Here is a 21,111-nt window from a genome sequence, read left to right on the forward strand (position 1 = left end):
AAAAATCGTCATCTCGACCGAAGCAAAGCGAAGTGGAGAGATCTATCCTGCAAGAAAGACCTTGAAACAAGTTTAGGGTGACGATATTGCGGATTGATTTCCAGATGTTAAGTTCTGCCATTTGGAATTTTCATGTAAGAATCGTCATCCGACTGAAACGTAGTGTAACGGAGAGATCTATCCTGTAAAAAAAGACCCTGAAACAAGTTCAGGGTGACGTATTATCGATAGATTTCTAGCGATTAACTTCTAACACTGGAAGACTCAACGTAAAAATCGTCCTCTCGACCGAAGCAAAGCGAAGTGGAGAGATCTCTCCTGCAAGAAAGACCCTGAAACAAGTTCAGGGTGACGATATTGCCGAAAATTTCCAGCTGCTAAGCTCTGCCATTTGGAATTTTCATGTAGAAATCGTCGTCCCGACTGAAACGTAGTGTAATGGAGAGATCTATCCTGCAAGAAAGACCCTGAAACGAGTTCAGGGTGACGTATTATCGATAGATTTCTAGCGATTAACTTCTAACACTGGAAGACTCAACGTAAAAATCGTCATCTCGACCGAAGCAAAGCGAAGTGGAGAGATCTATCCTGCAAGAAAGACCCTGAAACGAGTACCATTGTAGCAACTCCAACAGAATTTACTTGTAAGGTCGTCATTCCTCACACATGCGGGAACCAAGAAGTGCTCAGCGAAGCTAATCTTAATGCGAGCGTTTTAAGATTCCCAATCAAGTTGGGAATGACGATTGCTCAAGGGATATTATGAATTAAATTCATCTGTCATTCATAATGATTTTTGTCCATTAAATTATCCCTCAGGGTGACGATATTGCAGATTGATTTCCAGCTGTTAAGGTCTGCGATTTGGAATTTTCAGGTAAGAATCGTCCTCTCGACTGGAGCGCAGCGGAATGGAGAGATCTATCACGCAGGAAAGACCCTGTAACAAGTTTAGGATTACGTATTCTAGATTGATTTAACACCTAAATTTCTTTAAAAGTTATTTGTAAAGATTGATTTCTTATTAAGTTTAGAATTAATCTAAATAATTTTCATATTCAGAATAATAAATTAATTTTGCGACTATATTTATTCAGTCTAAATAATTTATAGTCGTTTTAAATGAAAATAAACTTTACCAAACCGCTAATTTTGATCATCCTGTTGGCATTAATACGCATTAATGTGTCCGCACAACAAAAAACTACCATACAAGGTACTGTAAAAGACAATCATGGCCTGGCCATATCTGGTGTTAACGTGAGCGCCCAAGGTACAAATGTAACTACAACGACAAATAACCGTGGAATATATAAGCTGCAGCTGCCTCCGGGAAAAATAGCGTTGCATTTTAATTTTATCGGCTTTAAAGAAGTAGTAAAAAACCTAGATTTAAATGGAGTAGATGCTCAGGAGAACATCGTTATGCAGGAATCTACCGATGATCTGCAGCAGGTAGAAATTACTGGTCGTAAAGAAAAAAACTACAAAACCAAGGCTACCTTTATTGGTAAAATAGAAAATGAACTTAAAGATATCCCACAATCTGTTTCTTATGCCAGTAAAGAGCTAATTGCAGATCAGGGTTTGATGCGTGTGGGCGAAGTGGTAAAGAACTTCAGCGGCGTAAATCAGTTTAGCTTTTATGATGATTTAACCATCAGGGGATTTCGCGTAAATGGGCAGAGCAATACTCAATTGTTAAATGGTTTAAGAACCAGTACAGGTTTCTGGAAACAGTCGCTGGCCAATTATCTCGAAAGGGTTGAGGTTTTGAAAGGCCCGTCATCGGCGCTTTTCGGAAATGCAAGTCCGGGTGGAGTGGTAAACCGGGTAACCAAAAAACCACTTGATGAAACCCGTAGATCAGTTAGCCTGACTATGGGCAGTTTTAATACTTTTAGGGGGCTTGCAGATTTTACCGGACCTGCAACAAAAGACAGTACTTTGCTCTACCGACTGAACCTTGGCTACGAAAATGCAGAAACGTTCAGAGACTTGATGTTTGATCGTAATTTCGTCATTGCGCCATCGCTAACCTTCGTCCCGTCTGAAAAAACAAGGATTAACTTTGACCTGGTTTATACTGATTCTAAAAGCAGACTGGATAGGGGACAGCCGATTTTCGGTAGTTTTGACTTAAATTCTACTCCGCAGTCGCTTTCATTAAATACCACGAATGATTATTTAAATGAGTTGACGTATAATGCAACCGTTTCAATTACACATAAAATTACCAATAACCTGAGTCTGAATGCTTCATATTTAAAAACTGGCTATTCAGAAGATTTAAACGAACACCGTACCTCGAATGCATATGGGGTAGATGCTAACGGTAAAGCCATAAACAATCTTGCTGGGATGAACGTGCAGATCAGAAAGCGGAAAAGGTTTATCGATAATTTTTCAGGATATATTAATTATACACCGAAAACAGGAATAGTGGAGCATAAGATTGTAGCTGGCTATGATTTCGGTAGTGAAAAAACACCTGTTGGCGGTTCGCAGCTAACGGCGGGCGGTTATCGTAATGCAGCAAATAATGGTGCAATAGCTAATTACATACCGGCGAATAAATCTAATTATTTGTTGGATGCTGCAGGAAATCCCGTACCAAACGTTCCACATTTTAATTTAAACGATCCGCTTTCTTCGCAAAGAATGCAGGATGATAGCAAACTTTTCTTTGCCCAATCTATAGTGGCACCCACCTATTATTACCTGAATTCTGGTTATGTGCAAGACCAGTTCAAAATCGGTGCTTTACAGGTATTGGCTGGAATACGTTATGAATATTATACAGATTTTGCAGGTTACAAGACCCCGGCTGAAGCTAAAGCTAATTCACATGCATGGCTACCGCGCTTTGGTGCTGTTTATAGTATCAATTCCAATATTAATCTTTATGGAAGTTATGTAGAAGGTTATAATCCACAAACTTCTGCAAACATTGCAAATCCTAATGCCGGCGGACCGTTTGACCCGTTGAAAAGTAATATGATAGAGTTTGGTACCAAAACGAGCTGGTTTAGGGATCAGTTGAGTGTAAGTGCCGCCGTTTACCAGATTAAGCAAACCGGCGCACTGTATGCCACCCCTGGCGTGGTAGATGTTTTAAGGCAGATTGGTGATGAGCAATCGCGGGGTTTTGAATTGGATGTGATTGGTAAAATTATGCCAAACTGGAATGTAATTGCTTCTTATTCGTATAACAGGGCTAAAATACTCGAGAGTGGCACAGTTGGAGAAATCGGTATACAGAAACCCAATGCACCAAAGAATACGACCAATTTATGGAGCCGATATACATTTATTGAAGGTGTGGCTAAAGGATTGGGTATTGGCCTGGGTATCAACTATACCGATAGGCGTAACCTGATATATGATGCCAGGTTCTCACCAGAGAATCAGATTACCATTCCCTCATTTACACTTTTCAATGCTGCGTTGTTTTATAATATAGGTAAACTGCAGCTGCAGCTCAATGCCAATAACATCGGTAATAAAAAATATTGGGTAGGTGGTTATGATTACCTTCGTTTGTTCCCAGGTCAGCCAGAAAATTATATGTTCACTATTGGCTATTCATTTTAATGGCAAAGCGAAGATTTAAAAAGATAGCAGGCTGGCTCCATTTATGGATTGGGTTGGTTACAGGGCTAGTGGTCGTTATTGTTTCGTTAACCGGATGCATCTATGTATTCAATGAGGAAATTTTCAATAGGGTTCATAAAGATATCGTATATGTCCAAAAAACCGGCACCGTAAGGCCGGTTTCTGAATTGCTGGCCAATGCCCAGAAGGCAGTTGGAAAAGAGAAGGAGCTGAGTAATGTTAAAATCAGCTCGGATAATAAGAGTTATATTTTCTCTGGATTTAAAATTAACGACCGAAAGAAAATAAACCTGTCTTATTTTAGCCAGTTTGAATATCTGGATGAGGTTTACGTAAACCAATATACCGGTAAGGTTTTAGGCGTGATGGATATGCGCTACGAATTTTTCAACGTGGTAGAACAACTTCATAGGCAGCTTCTTCTGGTAAAACCCATTGGGAGCCCACTCGTGGGCGCTTGCATACTGGCTTATCTGATCATTCTCATTACCGGATTTATTTTATGGTTGCCCAAAAATTACAAGCAATTTAAAAAGAGTATCGCCATTAAATGGAATGCCAAATGGAAAAGGGTTAATTACGATCTGCATAATAGTCTTGGCTTTTATGTACTTCCCATAGCGATGCTAATTGCCATAACCGGATTGGTATGGTCTTTTAAATGGTGGGAAACAGGAATTTACCGGATTCTCGGAGACAAAGGGAAAGCCGGGTTTAGCAGAACACTTCCTAAAATTGATATGGCAGATACAAGCCTGAACAAAATTGATATTATACATTATCGTCTGCTAAAAAAGCTTGGAAATAACTGGACAAAAATAGGGTTAGGTATTCCGACTAAAAAAACTAAAGTTTCGATGTCTTTTGTGCAGATAGCCAGTAAAGATGCCTGGAGAGGAGTGAGTTATTATTTTTACGATGGCAGGACCGGGGATTTTATCGATGAGTTGCCACATGATAAAAAAACACTCGGGATGAAATGGCGTAATTCTAATCTTGAACTCCATACCGGGAGGTTGTATGGACTTTGGTCACAACTGCTGGCTTTTTTTGCTTCATTGATTAGCGCCTCGTTGCCCATATCCGGTTTTTTGATCTGGTGGGGGAAAAGAAACAAAAGTAAAAAGGGTAAAGGTATTGCTGCTAATAGTTAGGCTTCATCTCAACCGAAGCAAAGCGAAGTGCCTGCGCATACAAAAGGGGAGAGATCTATCCTGTAAAAAAAGACCCTGAAACGAGTTCAGGGTGACGTATTATCGATAGGTTTCTAGCGACTAACTTCTAACACTGGAAGACTCAACGTAAAAATCGTCCTCGACCGAAGCAAAGCGAAGAGATCTATCCTGCAAGAAAGACCCTGAAACGAGTTCAGGGTGACGTATCATCGATAGATTTCTAGCGACTAACTTCTAACACTGGAAGACTCAACGTAAAAATCGTCATCCCGATCGAAGCAAAGCGAAGTGGAGAGATCTATCCTGTAAAAAAAGACCCTGAAACGAGTTCAGGGTGACGTATTATCGATAGATTTCTAGCGACTAACTTCTAACACTGGAAGACTCAACGTAAAAATCGTCTCTCGACCGAAGCAAAGAGAAGTGGAGAGATCTATCCTGCAAGAAAGACCCTGAAACAAGTTCAGGATGGCGATATTGCAGATTGATTTACACAGGCTAAGGTCTGCCATTTGGAATTTTCATGTAGAAATCGTCATCCCGACTGAAACGTAGTGTAATGGAGAGATCTGTCCTGCAAGAAAGACCCAGAAACAAGTTCAGGGTGACGATATTACGGATTGATTTCCTCTCAACCCGTATTCCCATCAATATTCCCATTCTCCAGATGGGCAATGCGAAATATCTCCTTTGAAACAATGGCAATGTTTTCTTTTAGTTCATCCAGGTTACAATTTTTAGTGCCAACAAGAATGGGCAGTTCCATTATTTCTTCCATAAATTCTATTTTTAATGAACATCCCGGCGCATCTTCTGCGCTACCTTTTAGCTGGGAGAAAATCTCAGTGGCTTCTTTTTTGTCTCTGCCGAGAGAAAACTGGCCATAGTTAATTTTTCCAGCCGGGCCCTGAAGGCTGATGTTAATCGTGAAACGGGTTTCCATCGTTAAATTTTGGTGTTTTTTCAAAATGGACAAAAGAAGACATCATCAAATAAAAAGTGCCGCTAAATGCGGCACCTGGGAAATTATTGTATTTCGATCTGTCTTGAGACTGCCTTTGCTTCCTCCTTTTTTGGAATGTTGAGATGGAGTATCCCATCTGTATAAGCGGCCTGAATCCGTTCAACATCAGCGCTATCCGGAAGGGTAAATGCTCTGGTAAATGCAGCGTAACTATATTCCCTTCTGTTATAGGTTTTACCGTCATTATTGTTTTCGGTATGCTGTGCGGTAGCTATGGTTAGCATATCCTTCTCAATAGATACTTTGAAATCGTCTTTCTTTAAGCCTGGAGCAGCCAGTTCAATGTGGTACTCTTCATTCGTTTCAGAAATGTTAACAGCTGGTACACTGCTTAAGCGACGATCTGTAAAAAAAGTATCACCTAATACGGATTCGAAGATGTCATTAAAGCCTGGCAATAATGAACTGTTCTTTTTTTCTGGATTGAATTTAACCAATGTCATAGTTTTTTCTCCTTTTAATGTTTTAATAATAAATGGACTATAAATCAATTAATTTATCAATTTAACCTTCGTCTAAGGTTACAATTCATGTTGATCAAGTGCTGTGCCAAGGCCGTTCTGACCAATCTGACCTAATTTTTTCTGAAAAATTTTCATAAAAAATGAAAATTTTTCAGTGCAATAGCTGAAAATTCTTCAGTTTTGAAACGTAACCTCCGGTATACGATTTCCGTTTAACAGGCCTCAAATCCCCACGTCGGCCAATCAGCCTTGAATGCGATAACTGAACCGATAAAGGTTTAATAAAATATTAGTTTATAGAGTTCGCTATACTGTTCAGTCCGCTAAGCCGATGATCTTGATGCCGCATGTGCTGAACAGGCATAGTCAATTGTTAAAAAATGTTAAAATATTTTGAAAAAAAATCAGCTTTTTTTTGTTTTGGAGCCCTAATCAGATAACAAAATCAGAAAACATTTTTTAAAGCAATTATTAATATTTTGGTTTAGATTATGTCAGTACAACTACTATTCGATCCCTTGCGAAAGGGCTTATTTCGCACACTCTTATTATTAACATTTTTTGCTGCAACGAAAACCGTTGATGCGCAAACCCAGGATCCCCAGAAGGGAGCGTCCGGATTTTCTGCCAAGCTGGTCAATATCGAATCTGCTGTTAATGAGCCGTTTCGCTTTTCAGCCTCGCTACACAATGGAACAGCTAGCCCACAGGTTTATGAACTCAGGTCGGAATTGCCTGCAGGATGGCAGATTAGCTATCGTGTAGAGGGTAGCCAGGTTACTTCTGTGAATTTAGCGGGAGGCCAAACCCGCGAGATAGCCATCGAAATTACTGCACCAGCAAATGCCGCCGCCCGGAAATATATCATTCCCATCAAGGCCGCATCATCTTCGCTAACCTTGCCGTTACAACTGGAAGCTGTTGTGAAGGGGTCTTATGGTGCCAGCTTAAGTACACCGAGCGGAAGACTAAGTGAGGAGCTTGTTGCCGGTTCCCATAAGGATATTGAACTTGAATTACAGAATACTGGCACCTTGCCACTATCCTCATTAAGTATCTCTTCTCAACTGCCCACCGGATGGGAAGCAACTTTTTCTCCAAGCCAGATTGAAAAGCTGGATGGTGGTAAGAAGGTAACGATTAAAGTAACGTTAAAAGTACCGGATAAAACAATTGCCGGAGACTATAGTGCCACTTTTACGCTTGGAGGGAATAATGCCAATGCGCAGACCGCCTTTAGGATCTTTGTTAAAACCTCTGTACTGTCCGGCTGGATTGGAATACTCATCATCGTACTGGCAGTTGCAGCAGTATATGTGCTCATCCGTAAATACGGTCGTCGGTAACCACTTTTTCGAGAACCTTAAAACCTTCAACCAGAAAGATGGAAGCCATCATAGATTTAAAGAACCTATGCAAAAGTTATGGTTCTTATGTTGCCGTTGATCAGCTTAACCTGAAGATTCCGCATGGCGAAATATTTGGCTTACTGGGCCCAAACGGTGCAGGTAAGACCACCAGTATACTCATGATGCTTGGCCTGACGGAGCCAGATAGCGGTTCGGCCATTATTTGCGGTCATAACGCCACAAGAGATCCGATTAAAGTTAAGCGGGTGGTAGGTTATATGCCTGATAATCTGGTGTTTTACCCTCAGCTAACGGGGCTTGAAAACCTGGTGTTTATGGCAAGGCTTAATGGACTGGCCGAAACGGGAATAAAGGAAAACGCCCGCAAAATTTTGGAATTGGTGGGGCTGAAAGCTGCTTCAGATAAGCCTGCTTCCAGTTATTCACGTGGTATGAAACAACGGTTGGGCCTGGCCGAAGTACTGATCAAAAAACCGAAACTGATCATTTTGGATGAGCCTACTTTAGGGCTGGACCCGAGTGGGGTCAAAGAATTTCTTGAACTGATCAAATCTCTGCAACGGGAACAAGGTTTGACGGTGTTGCTTTCGTCGCACCATCTTCACCATGTTCAGCAGGTTTGTGATAGGGTAGGCATATTCGTGGATGGAAAGTTGCTTGCTACTGGCGATTTGCCCACACTTTCCCACCAGCTCTTTGGAAACACAGGAGTAGAAACCAGCATTCATTTAACCGAAGAACTGGCGGATCCTGCAATATTGAAAGCTGAATTCAGCACTTTTCCGGAGATTAATGGATTGATCGTTAATGATAGGAACCTGCAATTCAATACCACTCAGGATATTACCCCAAAAATTGTTCGAAGGCTGGTTGAACTGGGTGCAAATATCCAGGCCATAAGCCACAAACAATATGGACTGGATGAGATCTACGCGAAATATTTTGAAAAAAATACAAATTTAACCCCAAAGCATGAAAGCGCTTAGCGAAAGCCATTATTGGGCAAAAAACAAAAAAAAATCAAAGGAAACTGACCAGCTCAGTCCCTTTAAAGTGCTGGTAAGAAAAGAAGTTTCAGATCACGTGCACAGCTGGCGTTTTATCCTGCTGCTTGCCTTGGTGTTGCTCACCTTCTTTGCCTCTCTGTATATTTCCATGTCCAACATTCGGGCATCATTTAATAATGTAAATGATCCTGACCATGCATTTTTATACCTTAAACTGCTCAGTGCAACTGACGGATCTATGCCGCCTTTTCATATCCTGATGAGTTTTTTAGCACCACTGCTTGGCATCACGATGGGCTTTGATGCCATTAATTCAGAACAGAACAGCGGCTCGTTAACCAGGTTGTTGGCACAGCCTGTATACCGCGACAATATCCTTCTTGCGAAATTTTACAGCGCAATGCTGATCATCGCCACATTATTTATTTCCCTTACGTTGCTGATGATTGGTGGAGGACTTTTCTTTACCGGGGTAAGGATTGAATCTCAGGAGTTCCTGAGAATTATTGGTTTTTCCACACTAACAATTGTTTATGTAGGCTTTTATTTAAGCCTGTCTATCATGCTATCGGTTGCTTTTCGCCATGCGTCTACCTCAGCCTTAACCGCACTGGGGATCTGGTTGTTTTTTACCGTATTTTACCCGATTCTGGTTAATCTGGCAATCAGGGCTTTTTTGCCTGATGCAGCTTATTTAACGCAAGGCGAAAAATTGGCTTATAATGAATTGATTATGGATATTATGCGTGTTGCGCCCGGCCAGTTGTATAGTGATGGTGCAACCACCATGCTGATGCCATCCATCAGAAGCCTTGGGCCAATGAGTATGGAACAGCTTTCTGGTGCTATTCCTTCGCCGCTTCCTTTACGGGAGAGCCTGATCATTGTGTGGCCACAACTTACCGGACTTTTGGCGGGCAGCATTGCTTTTTTTGCCCTTTCCTATTATCTTTTCATGCGTAGAGAGATCAGGAGTTAATAATCGACTTCATGCTAGCCAGATAAAGATAAAGGGTGTCTTTTGCAGGAAAGAAAGGCAAACCCATTTAAACCGGTTGTTTAATTATACAGATCAGCTCCAGACCTGCAGAAATTAAGGTATCCTGAACAGAAGTGTATGGCGTTTCAAGGCGGGGCTTCGACGTTGTTCCAGGGTGTTTCATTACGTCCGAAGCCCTTGCCTGGCCATATGGACCTTAAATTAACATGACAAGGTACGTTCAAAATAGATGATATGGTTATCAAAGTTACCTTGATAAGAATTCCCTTTTGTCTGAAAACCATTGGCTAAAAGAAATCGCTGACTGCTAGGCGTTGCCGTGGTGGAAAAAATAATGCCCTGGTGATTACTGAGTTTGTGGAGTAGCATCCGTTTTAATGTACCGCTGATTCCTTTATTGCGGACTGCTTCCATGGTGAATGAATAACCCATTTCTAAAAAGGGTTTTTCTGTTGCTGTAGTAATCCCTGCTTTTTTATGTACCTCCTGAAGATAAGACAGGCCAGGCCGTTTAATGGCCGAAATGCCAGCCAATTTTTTGCCATGATAGCAAAATGCGAGAAACGCCGCGTTAAAGATTTTTGCAGGTAAATCAATGGTCGAAACCTTATTTCCCATTTTTAGCAGTAAATAGAAGTGATGGAGCTGGAGCATCGTACAATCGCAGGGCCTTTTAATTTCAAAATGGCAGTTGCTGAGAAAATTCAGCTGATCATACTGGTATTGATGAAATACCAGGTCAGTAGATATATTTTGGTCCATCAGATAAAGTTAGGTTAAGATAAATTTGCCGCTTAAAACGGATTATTTTTTCCCGATGCTTAACGATGTACGTAAAGGACCTGGTAAGGCAAGCATTTCACATACTTTATCGTTCCAATCGATCAGCGCATCCTCCGGCGAGGTGCCGAGACCAGAAACATCGTGTTCTCCTTCAAAAGATAATACGGCATAAAAACAATCACCATCTTGATATACGGAGGGCCTAAACTGCGTTACAAAGGTGGGTAACCTGTATCTGTTATAATCAAAATCAACCAGTTTACCTGGGATATTTCGAACCTGCTGTTTCATAACCTGGTATTTTACTAAAACATTAATGTTTACCGGTTTTTGATGGTAAACAAGCGTATAGGTAAATTAAGTAAGTAATGTTGCCTTAAGGTTATCAGGTTGTTTTTTGTTTGTTAAATGTTGGCAGGAGTAATGATCAGAAAAGATAAATTTTCTGCCGCATTAATCTTTTCGGCATCTGTACAGTCGAATGTAGTTAATATGGCACTAACAATGAATCTTGGAAAGAAAAAATCAGATGCATCAGATAAAACCGGCGAAGAACCGGAAAAAAATAACTTTCCTGTATCCATGATAATTTTTATCCTTATACTTAGCGCCCTGCTAATGACCCTGGTATTATTTAAAGTTTAATATAGATGTTGTTTGGAACAGATAACTAAGCTCCATTAAGATGAATTTTGATGATCTAGCGCTTAATGGGTTCATCTTGAAGGTAAAAGATCAATTCTCCGCCATGAACGAAAGATTGATGTGTAATTTGGTTTTTGGTTAAACTTTTCCCGTTTAAAGTGATTTTAGCACTGTAAATAGATTTTTTACCTTTTCTAATAGTGGTTATGGTTAATTTTTTACCATTGGTTAAAGAGATTACCGCTTGTTTAAATAAAGGACTGGTAAGTTGGTAATTTCCTGAAACGGGATCTACCGGATAAAAACCCAGCGCAGCAAATACATACCATGCAGACATTTGTCCGGCATCATCATTACCACTTAAACCGCCGGAACCTTCACTGTATTCTTCTGCTAAAATGCGCGATACCTGCAGCTGGGTTTTCCATGGAGAATGGGTGTAATTATACAAAAAAGGAATCTGATGGCCAGGTTCGTTGCCATGCCAATACTCCTTTTTAGCAAACAGCGAATCGAGTTTGTTTTCCAGTTTTTTTTCTCCGCCCATCAGCTTAATCAGTCCGGGTATGTCGTGCGGAACGTAAAAGGTGTATTGCCTTGGAGTTCCTTCTGTAATATAGGGTTCGCGGTGATCGGGGTAAAAAGGTGTGTACCAGTTGCCATCGGCAAACCTGCCCTTCACCATTCCTTCCTGTTGATCGAATACGTTTTTGTAATTTAAAGACCTTTTCTTCAGTTGTTTATAATCTGATTCTTTACCCAGATCTTTCGCTACAGTAGCCAAAGCATAATCATCATATGCATACTCAAGCGTTCTGCTCACTTGTTCTCTTTTATGAAAGGCATCCGGAATACTATCCTCCATCGGGATATAACCATATTTAAGGTAACTATTAATCCCCCTGCGACCTTTACCGTTAAGGTACTGAGCCGAGTCGGGCATTTGAAATGCATTTTGGCGCATCAATCTGTAGGCTTCTTTTACATCGTAACTCCTGATCCCCTTGTTATATGCTGAAGCCAGAAAAGCGGTAGCATGATCGCCAATCATAGCTGCAGTATAATTATTCCAGCAGGGAAAAATAGGCAGCCAACCGCCTTGTTGCCCTTTTAGCACCAATGAGTTTGCAAAATCATTAGCCAGATCGGGTTTTAAAAGTTCTACAAGTGGCAATTGGGCCCGGTAAATATCCCACATCGAAAAATCATCGTAGTAATTGCCCTGTTTTAATGTTTTTTTGGTGTAATTGCCTGCAAATTCGGGATATCCACCATCAACATCATTAAACAATCGGGGGTGCTGTTGTGCATGGTAAAGTGCAGTATAGAAAATACGCTTATTTTTTTCACTGGCATCATTAACCTTAATCTGGCCAAGCGATCGCTCCCAAACCTGATTGGTTGCAGATACAATCGTTGCTAAACCAGCACTATTGATTTCGGTTTCGAGGTTAAGTTTTGCTGCCGCTATACTGGTAAAGGAGGTACCGGCATAAATACTGATGCTTTCTCCTTTTTGTAGCTTAAAGCCCAGATAGGCACCCAGGTCTTTCTGGTTTTCGACGGATTGATCTGTGGAGACACTGGCACCACTAAATACACCACTTGTTGTAAAAACTTTGCTGATGCGGATAAAAAAATAGCCGCTAAAGCCAGCAGGCTGTCCCCATCCCTGGTAAATGCGATGCACAGGATTGTAGCCCGAAATTTCACCTTTCTGGCGGTCAATTTTGATATAACCTTTGGCCTGGTCGCTGTTTGGGGTAATTAACAAGTAAACACTATCTGCCTTTAAGGCGGTAACTTTGATCAGGCCACAACGCAAGGTCGCGGTAGCCTCAGCAAGCAGGTTATAGCCTGGTAAACTGGTTTTATAATAGGAGGGGGTAGCAACCTCACCAGCATGGGTATAATCTGCAGCATAATCTGTAGCGCTGGTTCTTAGTTTTCCGGAGATGGGCATGATGGTAAAGCTGCCATAATCTTGCGTACACGAGCCGCTGATCCAGTGACTGGCCCTGATTCCATAAAATTTTTTATTGTTATAGTAATAGGGGGCCAGGCATTTTTTTTCAGAAAGCTGGGTTTGCGGGGTCCACTGCGTCATGCTAAAAGGTGGTGCTACTGCGGGTATGGTATTGGCCAGCCTTTCTGTTTTATCTTCTATATGCTGACTGGCAAGTGTGGTGCTGGCGGAAGTGCCTGAAAATGGCTGCACATATTGAATTACAGATTGCTGTGCAAAAGTTTCACAGCCAACAGTTACCAAAAAAAATAAAATACCGGTATAAACTATCAATCTGGTAGCCCTGTTCTGGCCTCGTGTTATAAACTGTCTGGCAGTTTTTATATGCGATAAAAAAATCATGGCAGCGTTTTTATTGCCTCTTTCTGGTTAGTTGGTAGCTTCATATTTTTAATGGATACCCCATCTGTTTTTTTCAAAACAATGATGCTTGGATTCTCTGCCTTTTTAATATCCAGTTCTTCTAAATTTATTCCATGTACATCATCAAAAATAACAGCAGGCCTAAAATCGCTTTCCTGGTAATTTAGTTTAATGTTTTTAAGCGATATCCCGCTGGCATGGCGTACATAAACACCCCAGGCCGGCAATTCGCCAAACATGCTAAATTCAGGATAGCCCGATTCATTTTCATTTACGGTATCCAGTGCATCGACTGCAATATGCGCAACTGATTTTGATGCGCCACCACCATAAGTAATTTCTATATTTTCAAGCATTACATTTTCGATCGTGTGCCCGGGTATGCCTGTAATTGCTGCGGGGAGTAAATTACGCGGAGCCGTTTTGGGTAATGGTCCTTCAACAGGATAACCCGCATCAGGTTTGGCATTTGGTATATCTGCTTTTAGATTTGCGATACGTATGTTTTTTACGGTGCTGTATTGCGAACTTTTATTCCGGTGACCGAGGCGTATAAAAATGGCATTGCCGGTATACTTTGCATTGACACCCTCAATATCTACTCCGTCAATAAAGCCACCGTCCACAGCTTCCAGGGCTATCGCAGAACGATAGGTATTGAAAACGGTTATATTTCGAACTTTGATGTTACGGAATCCACCATAAGAGCCTGTTCCGATTTTAAAAGCACTTGCGCTTGAGCGGATGGTACAGTTGTTTACATAAATATTCTCGCAGATTCCGGGGCGGCCTTCTGATTTTAAACAAATACCGTCGTCAGCTGCGTCAATATTGCAATGGCTGATATTTACATTTTTGCTATTTACAATATCAATTCCATCGTTGTTCCAGTATTCAGTGCTTTCTACGGTTATACTATCAATTGTTACTTTGTTACATCCCGCAAAATCCTGTACCCAGCCAGCACTGTTTTTAAGTTTAATATTTTTTACCTTAATATCTTCGCAATTGTTAAAAGCAATCAAACGTGGCCGGTTATATTCTGAAGGGCGCTTGGCCACCCAGGTTTCATCATGCAAGGTGCCTGCATGCAATAACTGCAACAGGCTCTTAACCACTTCGCTACCTCTTCCGTTTATGGTACCTTTTCCATTGATGGTAATATGGTGCTGGCCATTTGCCGAAATAAGCGGCTGAGCAACCGCAGGGCCATAATCCATCCGGTTAGTGCTGCCCAGCAATTCGGCACCGGCTGCAAGGTAAAATTCAACCCCCGATTTTAGTTCAACAGGCCCGGTAACAAACTGCCCTGGTGGAACCATTACCCGCCCACCTGATTTAGCAGCCATATCAACTGCCTTTTGTATCGCCCTGGTATTGAGTGTTCCCAATCCTGATTTTGCTCCAAAATCAACGATATTAAATGTTTTAAGCTGGGCATTAGCCAGCGTATTAAGAAATAAACAAACAAAGGGTAGGATCAGGAACCTCATGAAATTTGATTTGGGTTTACTGGTGTAGGATTCCCATGCTTTTGCGGTATTTCTGATGCATTTCAACGGCAACATTAACTGGATTTCCTACTGGAGTTAAGGCATAATCTTTTCTTTGATTTACCCAATTCCATTCCCATTTGCTTACCTCATCGTTAAATTTGGTCATGTCGAGCTCCGTTTTATTTGTAATAGACGCTTCCAGTCTGCTGAAAAACATTTCCCATCTTGGTTTATAAAAATCATTCATTAGCCCGCTCCACTGTCTGCATGCATACTCATTTAGGGGATTTTTGGCATCACCCCACAAAGTGATTAAATCCTTTGCGTTCATTTCATATAAGGCTTTTTCCTCTTCACTGGTTCCCTGTTTACGGGCATCATTTACCCAGGGACCAAGCATGAAATCTTTCCGCGTAGCCAGCAACTTGTCCATGTCTCCGATCAAGGTGATAAACTCTTTACGCGCTGTTTGAAAAGCTTTTAGGTTTTTACTTCGGTAAGCTTCCACCACTTTTCTCTGTAACGGAAGCGCATAATTGGCCAGTACCTGTCTGGTCACATCAACAAGGTCATATTGATAACCATCACTTTGTCTGCAATCTGCTGCTGCGTTAATCAGTTCATCCCAGGCAGGCAGTAAATCGCGTTCGTGATAGTTTAATGTCGTTCTGGCCCAGCGAGTCATAGAATCCAGTGTTGGTCGCCCTTGTATAATAGACTCCGCACCATCTCTCACATACTGATCTGCAGGTACGCTATAAACGGTTTTTCTAAGTATTTTCCAGGCTTTTAAAGCGTTTGCATTTCTTTTTCCGTAACGGTTAAAAACGTATTTAGGTAACCATGTTTCAAGGTCGATTGGTGTAGAACGCCAAACGTTTTCCATCATCAACTCGTACATTACCGGATTTTGTTCTATGCCTTCCATAGTCAGCCCTATACCATTCATTTTGCCGCTTTTCGGATCTTTAAGCGCCTGTGCGGGTGCTGTGGCTACCACATCCATTCTTCCAAATAAATTGGTGTTCCCGCCAAAGTTGTTCAGCATATTCCAAATCCATGGCTTTCCATAAAAACCTGCTGTACGTTTCCAAACCGGTTCAATTTCTGTAGCTAAATCCAATAAAATCATCCTGTCATTCGGAACAGCCTTTAACAGCGCTTCGGTTTGTGCCTCTTTCCAGAATTTTCTGTCGCTGTAAAACAACCAGCCTTGCATCACCCAAATGGCTTTAGGATCAGCCTGCGACATGCCATCATAAATCCTGGCGCTTAACTTACTCAAAAACTCAGGTTCCGAAGAGGGTGGTTCGTTTTCATTAAAGGTATCTGCAGAATACAGATGGTCTGTACCAAGCATTTCAGTTTGCTTTTGTAAAAACTTCTTTCCGATCTTAGCAAACATCGGATCTTCCGAATCAAGTATATAGGTATCTGCAAAACCATTGGTCCAGTTTGTGGCTTTTAGTTTAGCATTCGGAAATTTGTTTTTAAATGCTGCGGGTACGTGTCCGGTAAAGGCCGGAAGTACAGGTTTCATGCCAAGTGCTCGTTCACGGTTCAAAATCTTCTTTTGCAATTCGAAATGGCTTTTCATCCAGCTTACCGGGAGCGGGCCACCCCAGCCGTCAATATTACCCATCCAAAACCACGAGAAATAAGCCGGTCCGGTGAAAAAACCTTTAAGTTCATCGTCTGAAAAGCCCATTTCTTTGTACAAAAGGTACCAGGTATATTCTTCGCCGGTAATGGCAAGGGGCATGTTAATACCATGTAATGCCATCCAGTCGATCTCTTTTTCCCAACGCGCCCAGTCCCACCAGCTCATGCTGTAATTAAACGTACAATAATTAAGATAATACCGATATTCGTATGGCGTTTCTTTCCTGATTTTTTTTTCAGGCTTAGGCAAGGTTTGTGGAACATTGAGGTTAGGGCCGTTCCAGGTAATCTGGCAGTGTGCATATTCGGTTAAATAATGATAAAAAGCCGAAGCCAGAGCTACACCATTGTTTCCGCGAAGAATGATTTTGTTGTTTTTGGATTCTATCTCGAAAACATCTTTCCCTTTAACAGCAGGAAGACTTTCTGTTGAGAAAGATTTTGCATGTTTTGGCAATACCCGTTCTATGAGTTGGTTTGAAGTATTTAAAAAATCCTGCGCAAGTGCCCGGTTAATAAACAAGGAAACAAGTACAACTGAAAAGTATAATTTTAATTTCATATCAAATTTTTAAGAACCACTTTTTATCGTAAAAGAACTTTAATAAAAACAGTTGAATCAATAACACACCCGTCCATAAAGCGGCTTCGTGCCATAGGGCGGGGATGAGGTTTATTAAACCACCAAATAAGAAAGCAGACGATGATTCAAAGTTGAAAAGTCCGTGTGCACAAACATAAATTAGAATACTGTTGGTTCCAAACCATATAAACGGAGTACTCCATCTGTGATAGGAGCAGATATCAATAATGTAATAAAACAAGGCGAAGAGTATTATACTCCAGCCTCCTGCAAATAAAACGAACGAGCTGGTCCACATGTTTTTATTGATGGGGAAGAGGAAGCTCCATAACAAACCAATTCCAATACTCAGCAATCCGCTGCCAGCTAAAGCAGCAACTTTCTGGTCGGGTGTAAAGTTAAATCTGGTGGATTTGATGAAAGCTCCGGTAAAAATGCCGAGCATTGCCGAACAAATGGCGGGTATTGTGCTTAATAAGCCTTCGGGATCGTAAATGGTTCGATGAAGTTTACCAGGTAGAAATAGCCTGTCAAAATAAGCAGAAAGGTTTCCTTCCGGCGTAAAAACCCCAGGCCCGAAATGCGGAACAGGCACAAATGCCATCAACAGATAATATCCTGCAAGGATTGCCACAAACCAAACAATCATTCCTCTGATAGAACAATTTAAATAAATGATCGCTGCAAAAAATGTAGCTAAAGCTATCCGACCCAATACGCTGGCAAAACGGGTATTTTCATATCCGTTAAATCTTAACAGTCCATTTACAACAAAACCCAAAATGATGAGTATCAGCGTTCTCTTGATTAGCGGAAAATATATTTTTCGTGATGAATGCCTGTTTTTTTCTCTTTCAGCAAAATATTTTTGATAGGAGTAAGGCATGGATAATCCGGAAATAAATATGAACAAAGGGAAGATCAGATCATAAAACGTAAAACCGTTCCATGGGGAATGGTGCAGCTGATTGCTGATTCCAATAAAAAATTTTTCAAAGAAAGATAAGCTGTCATTTGTAGAAATGGTCCAGTCTGTAGGATTTCTTTTTAAAGCATGCTTGTTCATGATCCCAGTGGCAAGGCCATGGAATATCCCTTCGCCACTCACAATCCAAAACATGTCGAAACCCCGTAAAGCATCCAGGGAAATTAATCTTTTGGGCTTTTCTACCTTTTCGTCAATGTTTTTTGTTTCAATAGCTGTCATGAAAGGGCTACTTCTTGATTAAAGTGTTATAAATAACATCACCTTCATCGTTAATTACCTGCACGCGTAACTGGTCTTTATTTACTGAAAATAACATAAAGCCATATTCTGATGCAACCATTTGTGCTTCCGGTATGAGTTTAACAGCTGTCTTCTCTGATGCACCTCCGGAAATGAAATGATGGGTTTTACCTGCTGGCTTAAGATATTGTAAACTGTGTTCGTGGCCGGTCAAATAAACATCTACACCGTATTGATCAAGTATGGGTTTTAATGTGCTTCTGATCGCTTTGGTATCATAACCATCGGTACGGCTACCGCCTGTAAACATGGGGTGGTGACCTACAACAATTTTCCACTTAATTGACGGATCTTGATCAGCAAGGGTTTTAACCAACCATTTTTTTTGGCCTGTGGTGTCTTGCCCTTTAACGTTTGGACCATACTCTGCGTTTTTATAAAACTCAGGTATGAGCGGATTTGTATCAATAAATGCGATCAACACCTGATTATTTACATCTCCGTTGATGGGAAACTTCTTTGAATAATAACGGGACGGCATTTTCCATCTTCTGCTTATTTTCGAATATTCTACCTGTGCATCAGGATTGGATTTGTAATCATGGTTTCCTAAAATCACATACCAATCCCATTGTAAAGAAAAGTCAGTATAGATATCTTCATAAGAATATTTAAATGATGGATCTTGCGGACTGATTACACCACTAGGATAGAAGTTATCGCCGGTAGAAATGATAAACTGTGCTTTAACATCAGCGGCGGTAATGCCCATTTGTTTTGCAACCGGTTTCTGATGGTCAGCGCCATTTCGTCCCCAATCGCCTAACGCCAGAAACTGCAGTGCGCCGGGGTCTTTAACTAAGGTTTTACTGGCAGCAACGGCTTCAGCCGGGTTTTTAGTAATGATTTGAGCATAAAGCGTACTGACAGATAGAAGCGGAATAAAAAAAAGTAGTCGTTTGATCATCATTTTGAAAGTAGTTGCAAAGAAAGACAATGAAGTGTTAAAATAAAAATTTCTCCAGACGGATCGTCTGGAGAAATTTTACCTAAAGCTGGATTTAATTATAGCCCGGGTTTTGTTTCAATTTTGGATTGAGAATCAGCGCCGAGGCCGGAATAGGCATCAATCGATGGAAAAGTTGCGCATCTGTTTTAAAGCCCCATGTTCCTTCATATTTTCCAAAGCGAATCATATCGTTACGGTGCCAGCATTCCCAGGCCATTTCTCTGCAGCGTTCTTTATATAAATCTTCTAAAGTAACTGAAGTCCATGCTGGTGAAGTGGTACGCACTGCTCTTAACTGATTCACTAATGATAATGCCGTTTGACCTTGCGTAGGTGTAGCTCCGCGAAGGATCGCTTCTGCTTTCATCAATAAAATATCTGAGTATCTGAAAACCGGCACGTCATTGTTTTGATTTCTGCTTGATGAGGTACTATCGCAATAAAATTTATTGTTTCTGTAGCCCATGTTCCAGGCAATTTCATCGTTTCCGGCGTCAAAAGGTCTTGATGCATCTCTCAGGGTAACATTTGGCGTAATATCTACCTGATAGGTGAGTGCAGCAGAACCATCAGAGCCTGAATAAAATTGATCGTATCCTTTTTTGGTAGTTGCGACTGTTACGGGCGAGCCATCATAATAAGTCTGCAATCCTTTGATCCATTGTGCATTCCTTTTATCATTAGGATCATTGAAGTTTGCATAATACTCTGGCAAAGTACTCATTGGTGCACTTGGCGTAAATTTTAAGCTATATTTTTTCTGTAAAGAACGCGGTAGAGAGTAACGGGAATAAATCATGGTACCATTACTGAAACCCGGATCGAAAGGAATGGCAAAAATAAATTCCTTGATTTGTGGTCCGTTATCAATGAAGAACATCTTTCTGTAATCGCTTTCCAAACTATAAGGAGAGCCTGAGGCACCAATAATGGCATCGCATGCCGCTACTGCATCGTTATAACGTTGAGTCCCGGTATAGACTTCGGCATTTAAGTACATTTTAGCCAAAATTGCATAGGCCGTATATTTATTTGGTCGGCCATAGGTTGCTGCTCCTGTAGCACTGCTTAAGTTCGGCAATACTTCTTTAAGTTCGGCTTCAATAAAGTTAAAAACTTCCGGTCGCGATTTGGTTTCTGGCGGCGTTGTTTGTCCGAAAGTGGTTACAATAGGTATATTCCCCCATAAGTCCATCATCATAAAAAATGCGAGGGCCCTGGTTGCCCTTACTTCGGCTACGGCTACTGTTTTTCCCGGTGATTCTGGTGCATCTTTCAGTAAAAACAAGCTCTGGTTGGCTTTACTGATGGTTGCAGAAAGCCATCCCCAACCGCTACCTACATGTCCGTTGTCTTTATTCCAGGTGTGTTTATGGTGGTTTTCAAATACCCCTCCATCATACCAGTTTCCACCACGTGCCGGCATAATGGCTTCATCAGTACTCAACGACTGCATAAAGAAGTAATCGGTACTCCAGTTTTGGCGCAGTTGTACATATACCTGACCAGTTAGCTGTATGAAGTGTTGGTCTGTTTGAGGAAATGTTTCAGGAGTTAGCTGTGTTTCCACTTTTAAATCCAGTTTATGGCAGGAAGTTAATACGCCTAGCGATAAAGCTGTTCCTGCAATATATTTGATAAGATTTTTCATCTTCTTAATT

Annotated in this window: 16 protein-coding genes; 6 read left to right on the forward strand and 10 right to left on the reverse strand. The window is 41.1% G+C overall.

What is annotated here, in order from left to right; all coding sequences use genetic code 11:
* Positions 1 to 1,122 precede the first annotated feature (1,122 nt).
* Both ACFE6N_RS10165 and ACFE6N_RS10170 read left to right on the forward strand, forming a co-directional pair.
* Positions 1,123 to 3,594: a TonB-dependent siderophore receptor gene (locus tag ACFE6N_RS10165; RefSeq protein WP_378936103.1), complete on the forward strand. Its 2,472-nt coding sequence runs from the start codon at positions 1,123 to 1,125 to the stop codon at positions 3,592 to 3,594.
* Complete coding sequence (locus tag ACFE6N_RS10170) at positions 3,594 to 4,769, forward strand: PepSY-associated TM helix domain-containing protein (protein ID WP_378936105.1); 1,176 nt, start codon at positions 3,594 to 3,596, stop codon at positions 4,767 to 4,769. The genes ACFE6N_RS10165 and ACFE6N_RS10170 overlap by 1 nt, the downstream gene beginning before the upstream one ends.
* Before the next feature lie 652 nt (positions 4,770 to 5,421).
* On the opposite strand, the gene ACFE6N_RS10175 is transcribed toward ACFE6N_RS10170, so the two are convergent.
* On the reverse strand, positions 5,422 to 5,733 hold the full coding sequence (locus ACFE6N_RS10175) for a hypothetical protein (RefSeq protein ID WP_378936107.1): 312 nt from the start codon (positions 5,731 to 5,733) through the stop codon (positions 5,422 to 5,424).
* Between the two features lie 83 nt (positions 5,734 to 5,816).
* Positions 5,817 to 6,257: an Hsp20/alpha crystallin family protein gene (locus ACFE6N_RS10180; protein WP_378936109.1), complete on the reverse strand. Its 441-nt coding sequence runs from the start codon at positions 6,255 to 6,257 to the stop codon at positions 5,817 to 5,819.
* A gap of 512 nt (positions 6,258 to 6,769) precedes the next feature.
* Here ACFE6N_RS10180 and ACFE6N_RS10185 point away from each other — a divergent pair.
* The 3 genes from ACFE6N_RS10185 to ACFE6N_RS10195 are packed head-to-tail and all read left to right on the forward strand — an operon-like array spanning position 6,770 to position 9,634.
* Entirely contained in the window at positions 6,770 to 7,624 is an 855-nt protein-coding gene (locus ACFE6N_RS10185; RefSeq protein WP_378936111.1) for an NEW3 domain-containing protein, read from the forward strand.
* A gap of 38 nt (positions 7,625 to 7,662) precedes the next feature.
* Positions 7,663 to 8,634 carry an ABC transporter ATP-binding protein gene (locus ACFE6N_RS10190; protein ID WP_378936113.1) on the forward strand — a complete coding sequence of 324 codons (972 nt, stop codon included), beginning with the start codon at positions 7,663 to 7,665 and terminating at the stop codon, positions 8,632 to 8,634.
* Positions 8,621 to 9,634 (forward strand): ABC transporter permease, encoded by a 1,014-nt coding sequence (locus ACFE6N_RS10195; protein ID WP_378936115.1) that lies wholly within the window; start codon positions 8,621 to 8,623, stop codon positions 9,632 to 9,634. Before ACFE6N_RS10190 ends, ACFE6N_RS10195 begins: the two co-directional genes overlap by 14 nt.
* A gap of 222 nt (positions 9,635 to 9,856) precedes the next feature.
* Here the strand turns inward: ACFE6N_RS10195 and ACFE6N_RS10200 are convergent, their stop codons facing one another.
* Entirely contained in the window at positions 9,857 to 10,417 is a 561-nt protein-coding gene (locus ACFE6N_RS10200; protein WP_378936117.1) for a hypothetical protein, read from the reverse strand.
* Between the two features lie 42 nt (positions 10,418 to 10,459).
* The gene (locus ACFE6N_RS10205) at positions 10,460 to 10,729 is read right to left on the reverse strand and encodes a hypothetical protein (protein ID WP_145855435.1); all 270 of its coding nucleotides are present in this window, start codon (positions 10,727 to 10,729) and stop codon (positions 10,460 to 10,462) included.
* A 132-nt stretch (positions 10,730 to 10,861) separates the two neighbouring features.
* Between ACFE6N_RS10205 and ACFE6N_RS10210 the strand changes: the two genes are divergently transcribed.
* Positions 10,862 to 11,083, forward strand: a complete 222-nt coding sequence (locus ACFE6N_RS10210) for a hypothetical protein (RefSeq protein WP_378936119.1) — start codon at positions 10,862 to 10,864, stop codon at positions 11,081 to 11,083.
* Between the two features lie 55 nt (positions 11,084 to 11,138).
* Here the strand turns inward: ACFE6N_RS10210 and ACFE6N_RS10215 are convergent, their stop codons facing one another.
* The 6 genes from ACFE6N_RS10215 to ACFE6N_RS10240 all read right to left on the reverse strand — a co-directional run bounded on the left by ACFE6N_RS10215 (position 11,139) and on the right by ACFE6N_RS10240 (position 21,101).
* The gene (locus tag ACFE6N_RS10215; RefSeq protein WP_378936121.1) at positions 11,139 to 13,451 is read right to left on the reverse strand and encodes a GH92 family glycosyl hydrolase; all 2,313 of its coding nucleotides are present in this window, start codon (positions 13,449 to 13,451) and stop codon (positions 11,139 to 11,141) included.
* Entirely contained in the window at positions 13,448 to 14,965 is a 1,518-nt protein-coding gene (locus ACFE6N_RS10220; protein ID WP_378936123.1) for a glycoside hydrolase family 28 protein, read from the reverse strand. The genes ACFE6N_RS10215 and ACFE6N_RS10220 overlap by 4 nt, the downstream gene beginning before the upstream one ends.
* A 16-nt stretch (positions 14,966 to 14,981) precedes the next feature.
* A complete protein-coding gene (locus ACFE6N_RS10225) occupies positions 14,982 to 17,192 on the reverse strand; it encodes an alpha-N-acetylglucosaminidase (protein WP_378936125.1) in 2,211 nt (736 codons plus the stop codon).
* A 1-nt stretch (position 17,193) separates the two neighbouring features.
* Entirely contained in the window at positions 17,194 to 18,420 is a 1,227-nt protein-coding gene (locus ACFE6N_RS10230) for an acyltransferase family protein (protein WP_378936127.1), read from the reverse strand.
* A 7-nt stretch (positions 18,421 to 18,427) separates the two neighbouring features.
* A complete protein-coding gene (locus ACFE6N_RS10235; protein ID WP_378936129.1) occupies positions 18,428 to 19,411 on the reverse strand; it encodes a purple acid phosphatase family protein in 984 nt (327 codons plus the stop codon).
* A 91-nt stretch (positions 19,412 to 19,502) separates the two neighbouring features.
* Positions 19,503 to 21,101, reverse strand: coding sequence for a RagB/SusD family nutrient uptake outer membrane protein (locus ACFE6N_RS10240; RefSeq protein ID WP_378936131.1), 1,599 nt, complete (start codon positions 21,099 to 21,101; stop codon positions 19,503 to 19,505).
* Positions 21,102 to 21,111 lie beyond the last annotated feature (10 nt).

The organism is Pedobacter sp. BG31 (assembly GCF_042464845.1).
In the GTDB taxonomy this organism is placed as follows: domain Bacteria; phylum Bacteroidota; class Bacteroidia; order Sphingobacteriales; family Sphingobacteriaceae; genus Pedobacter; species Pedobacter suwonensis.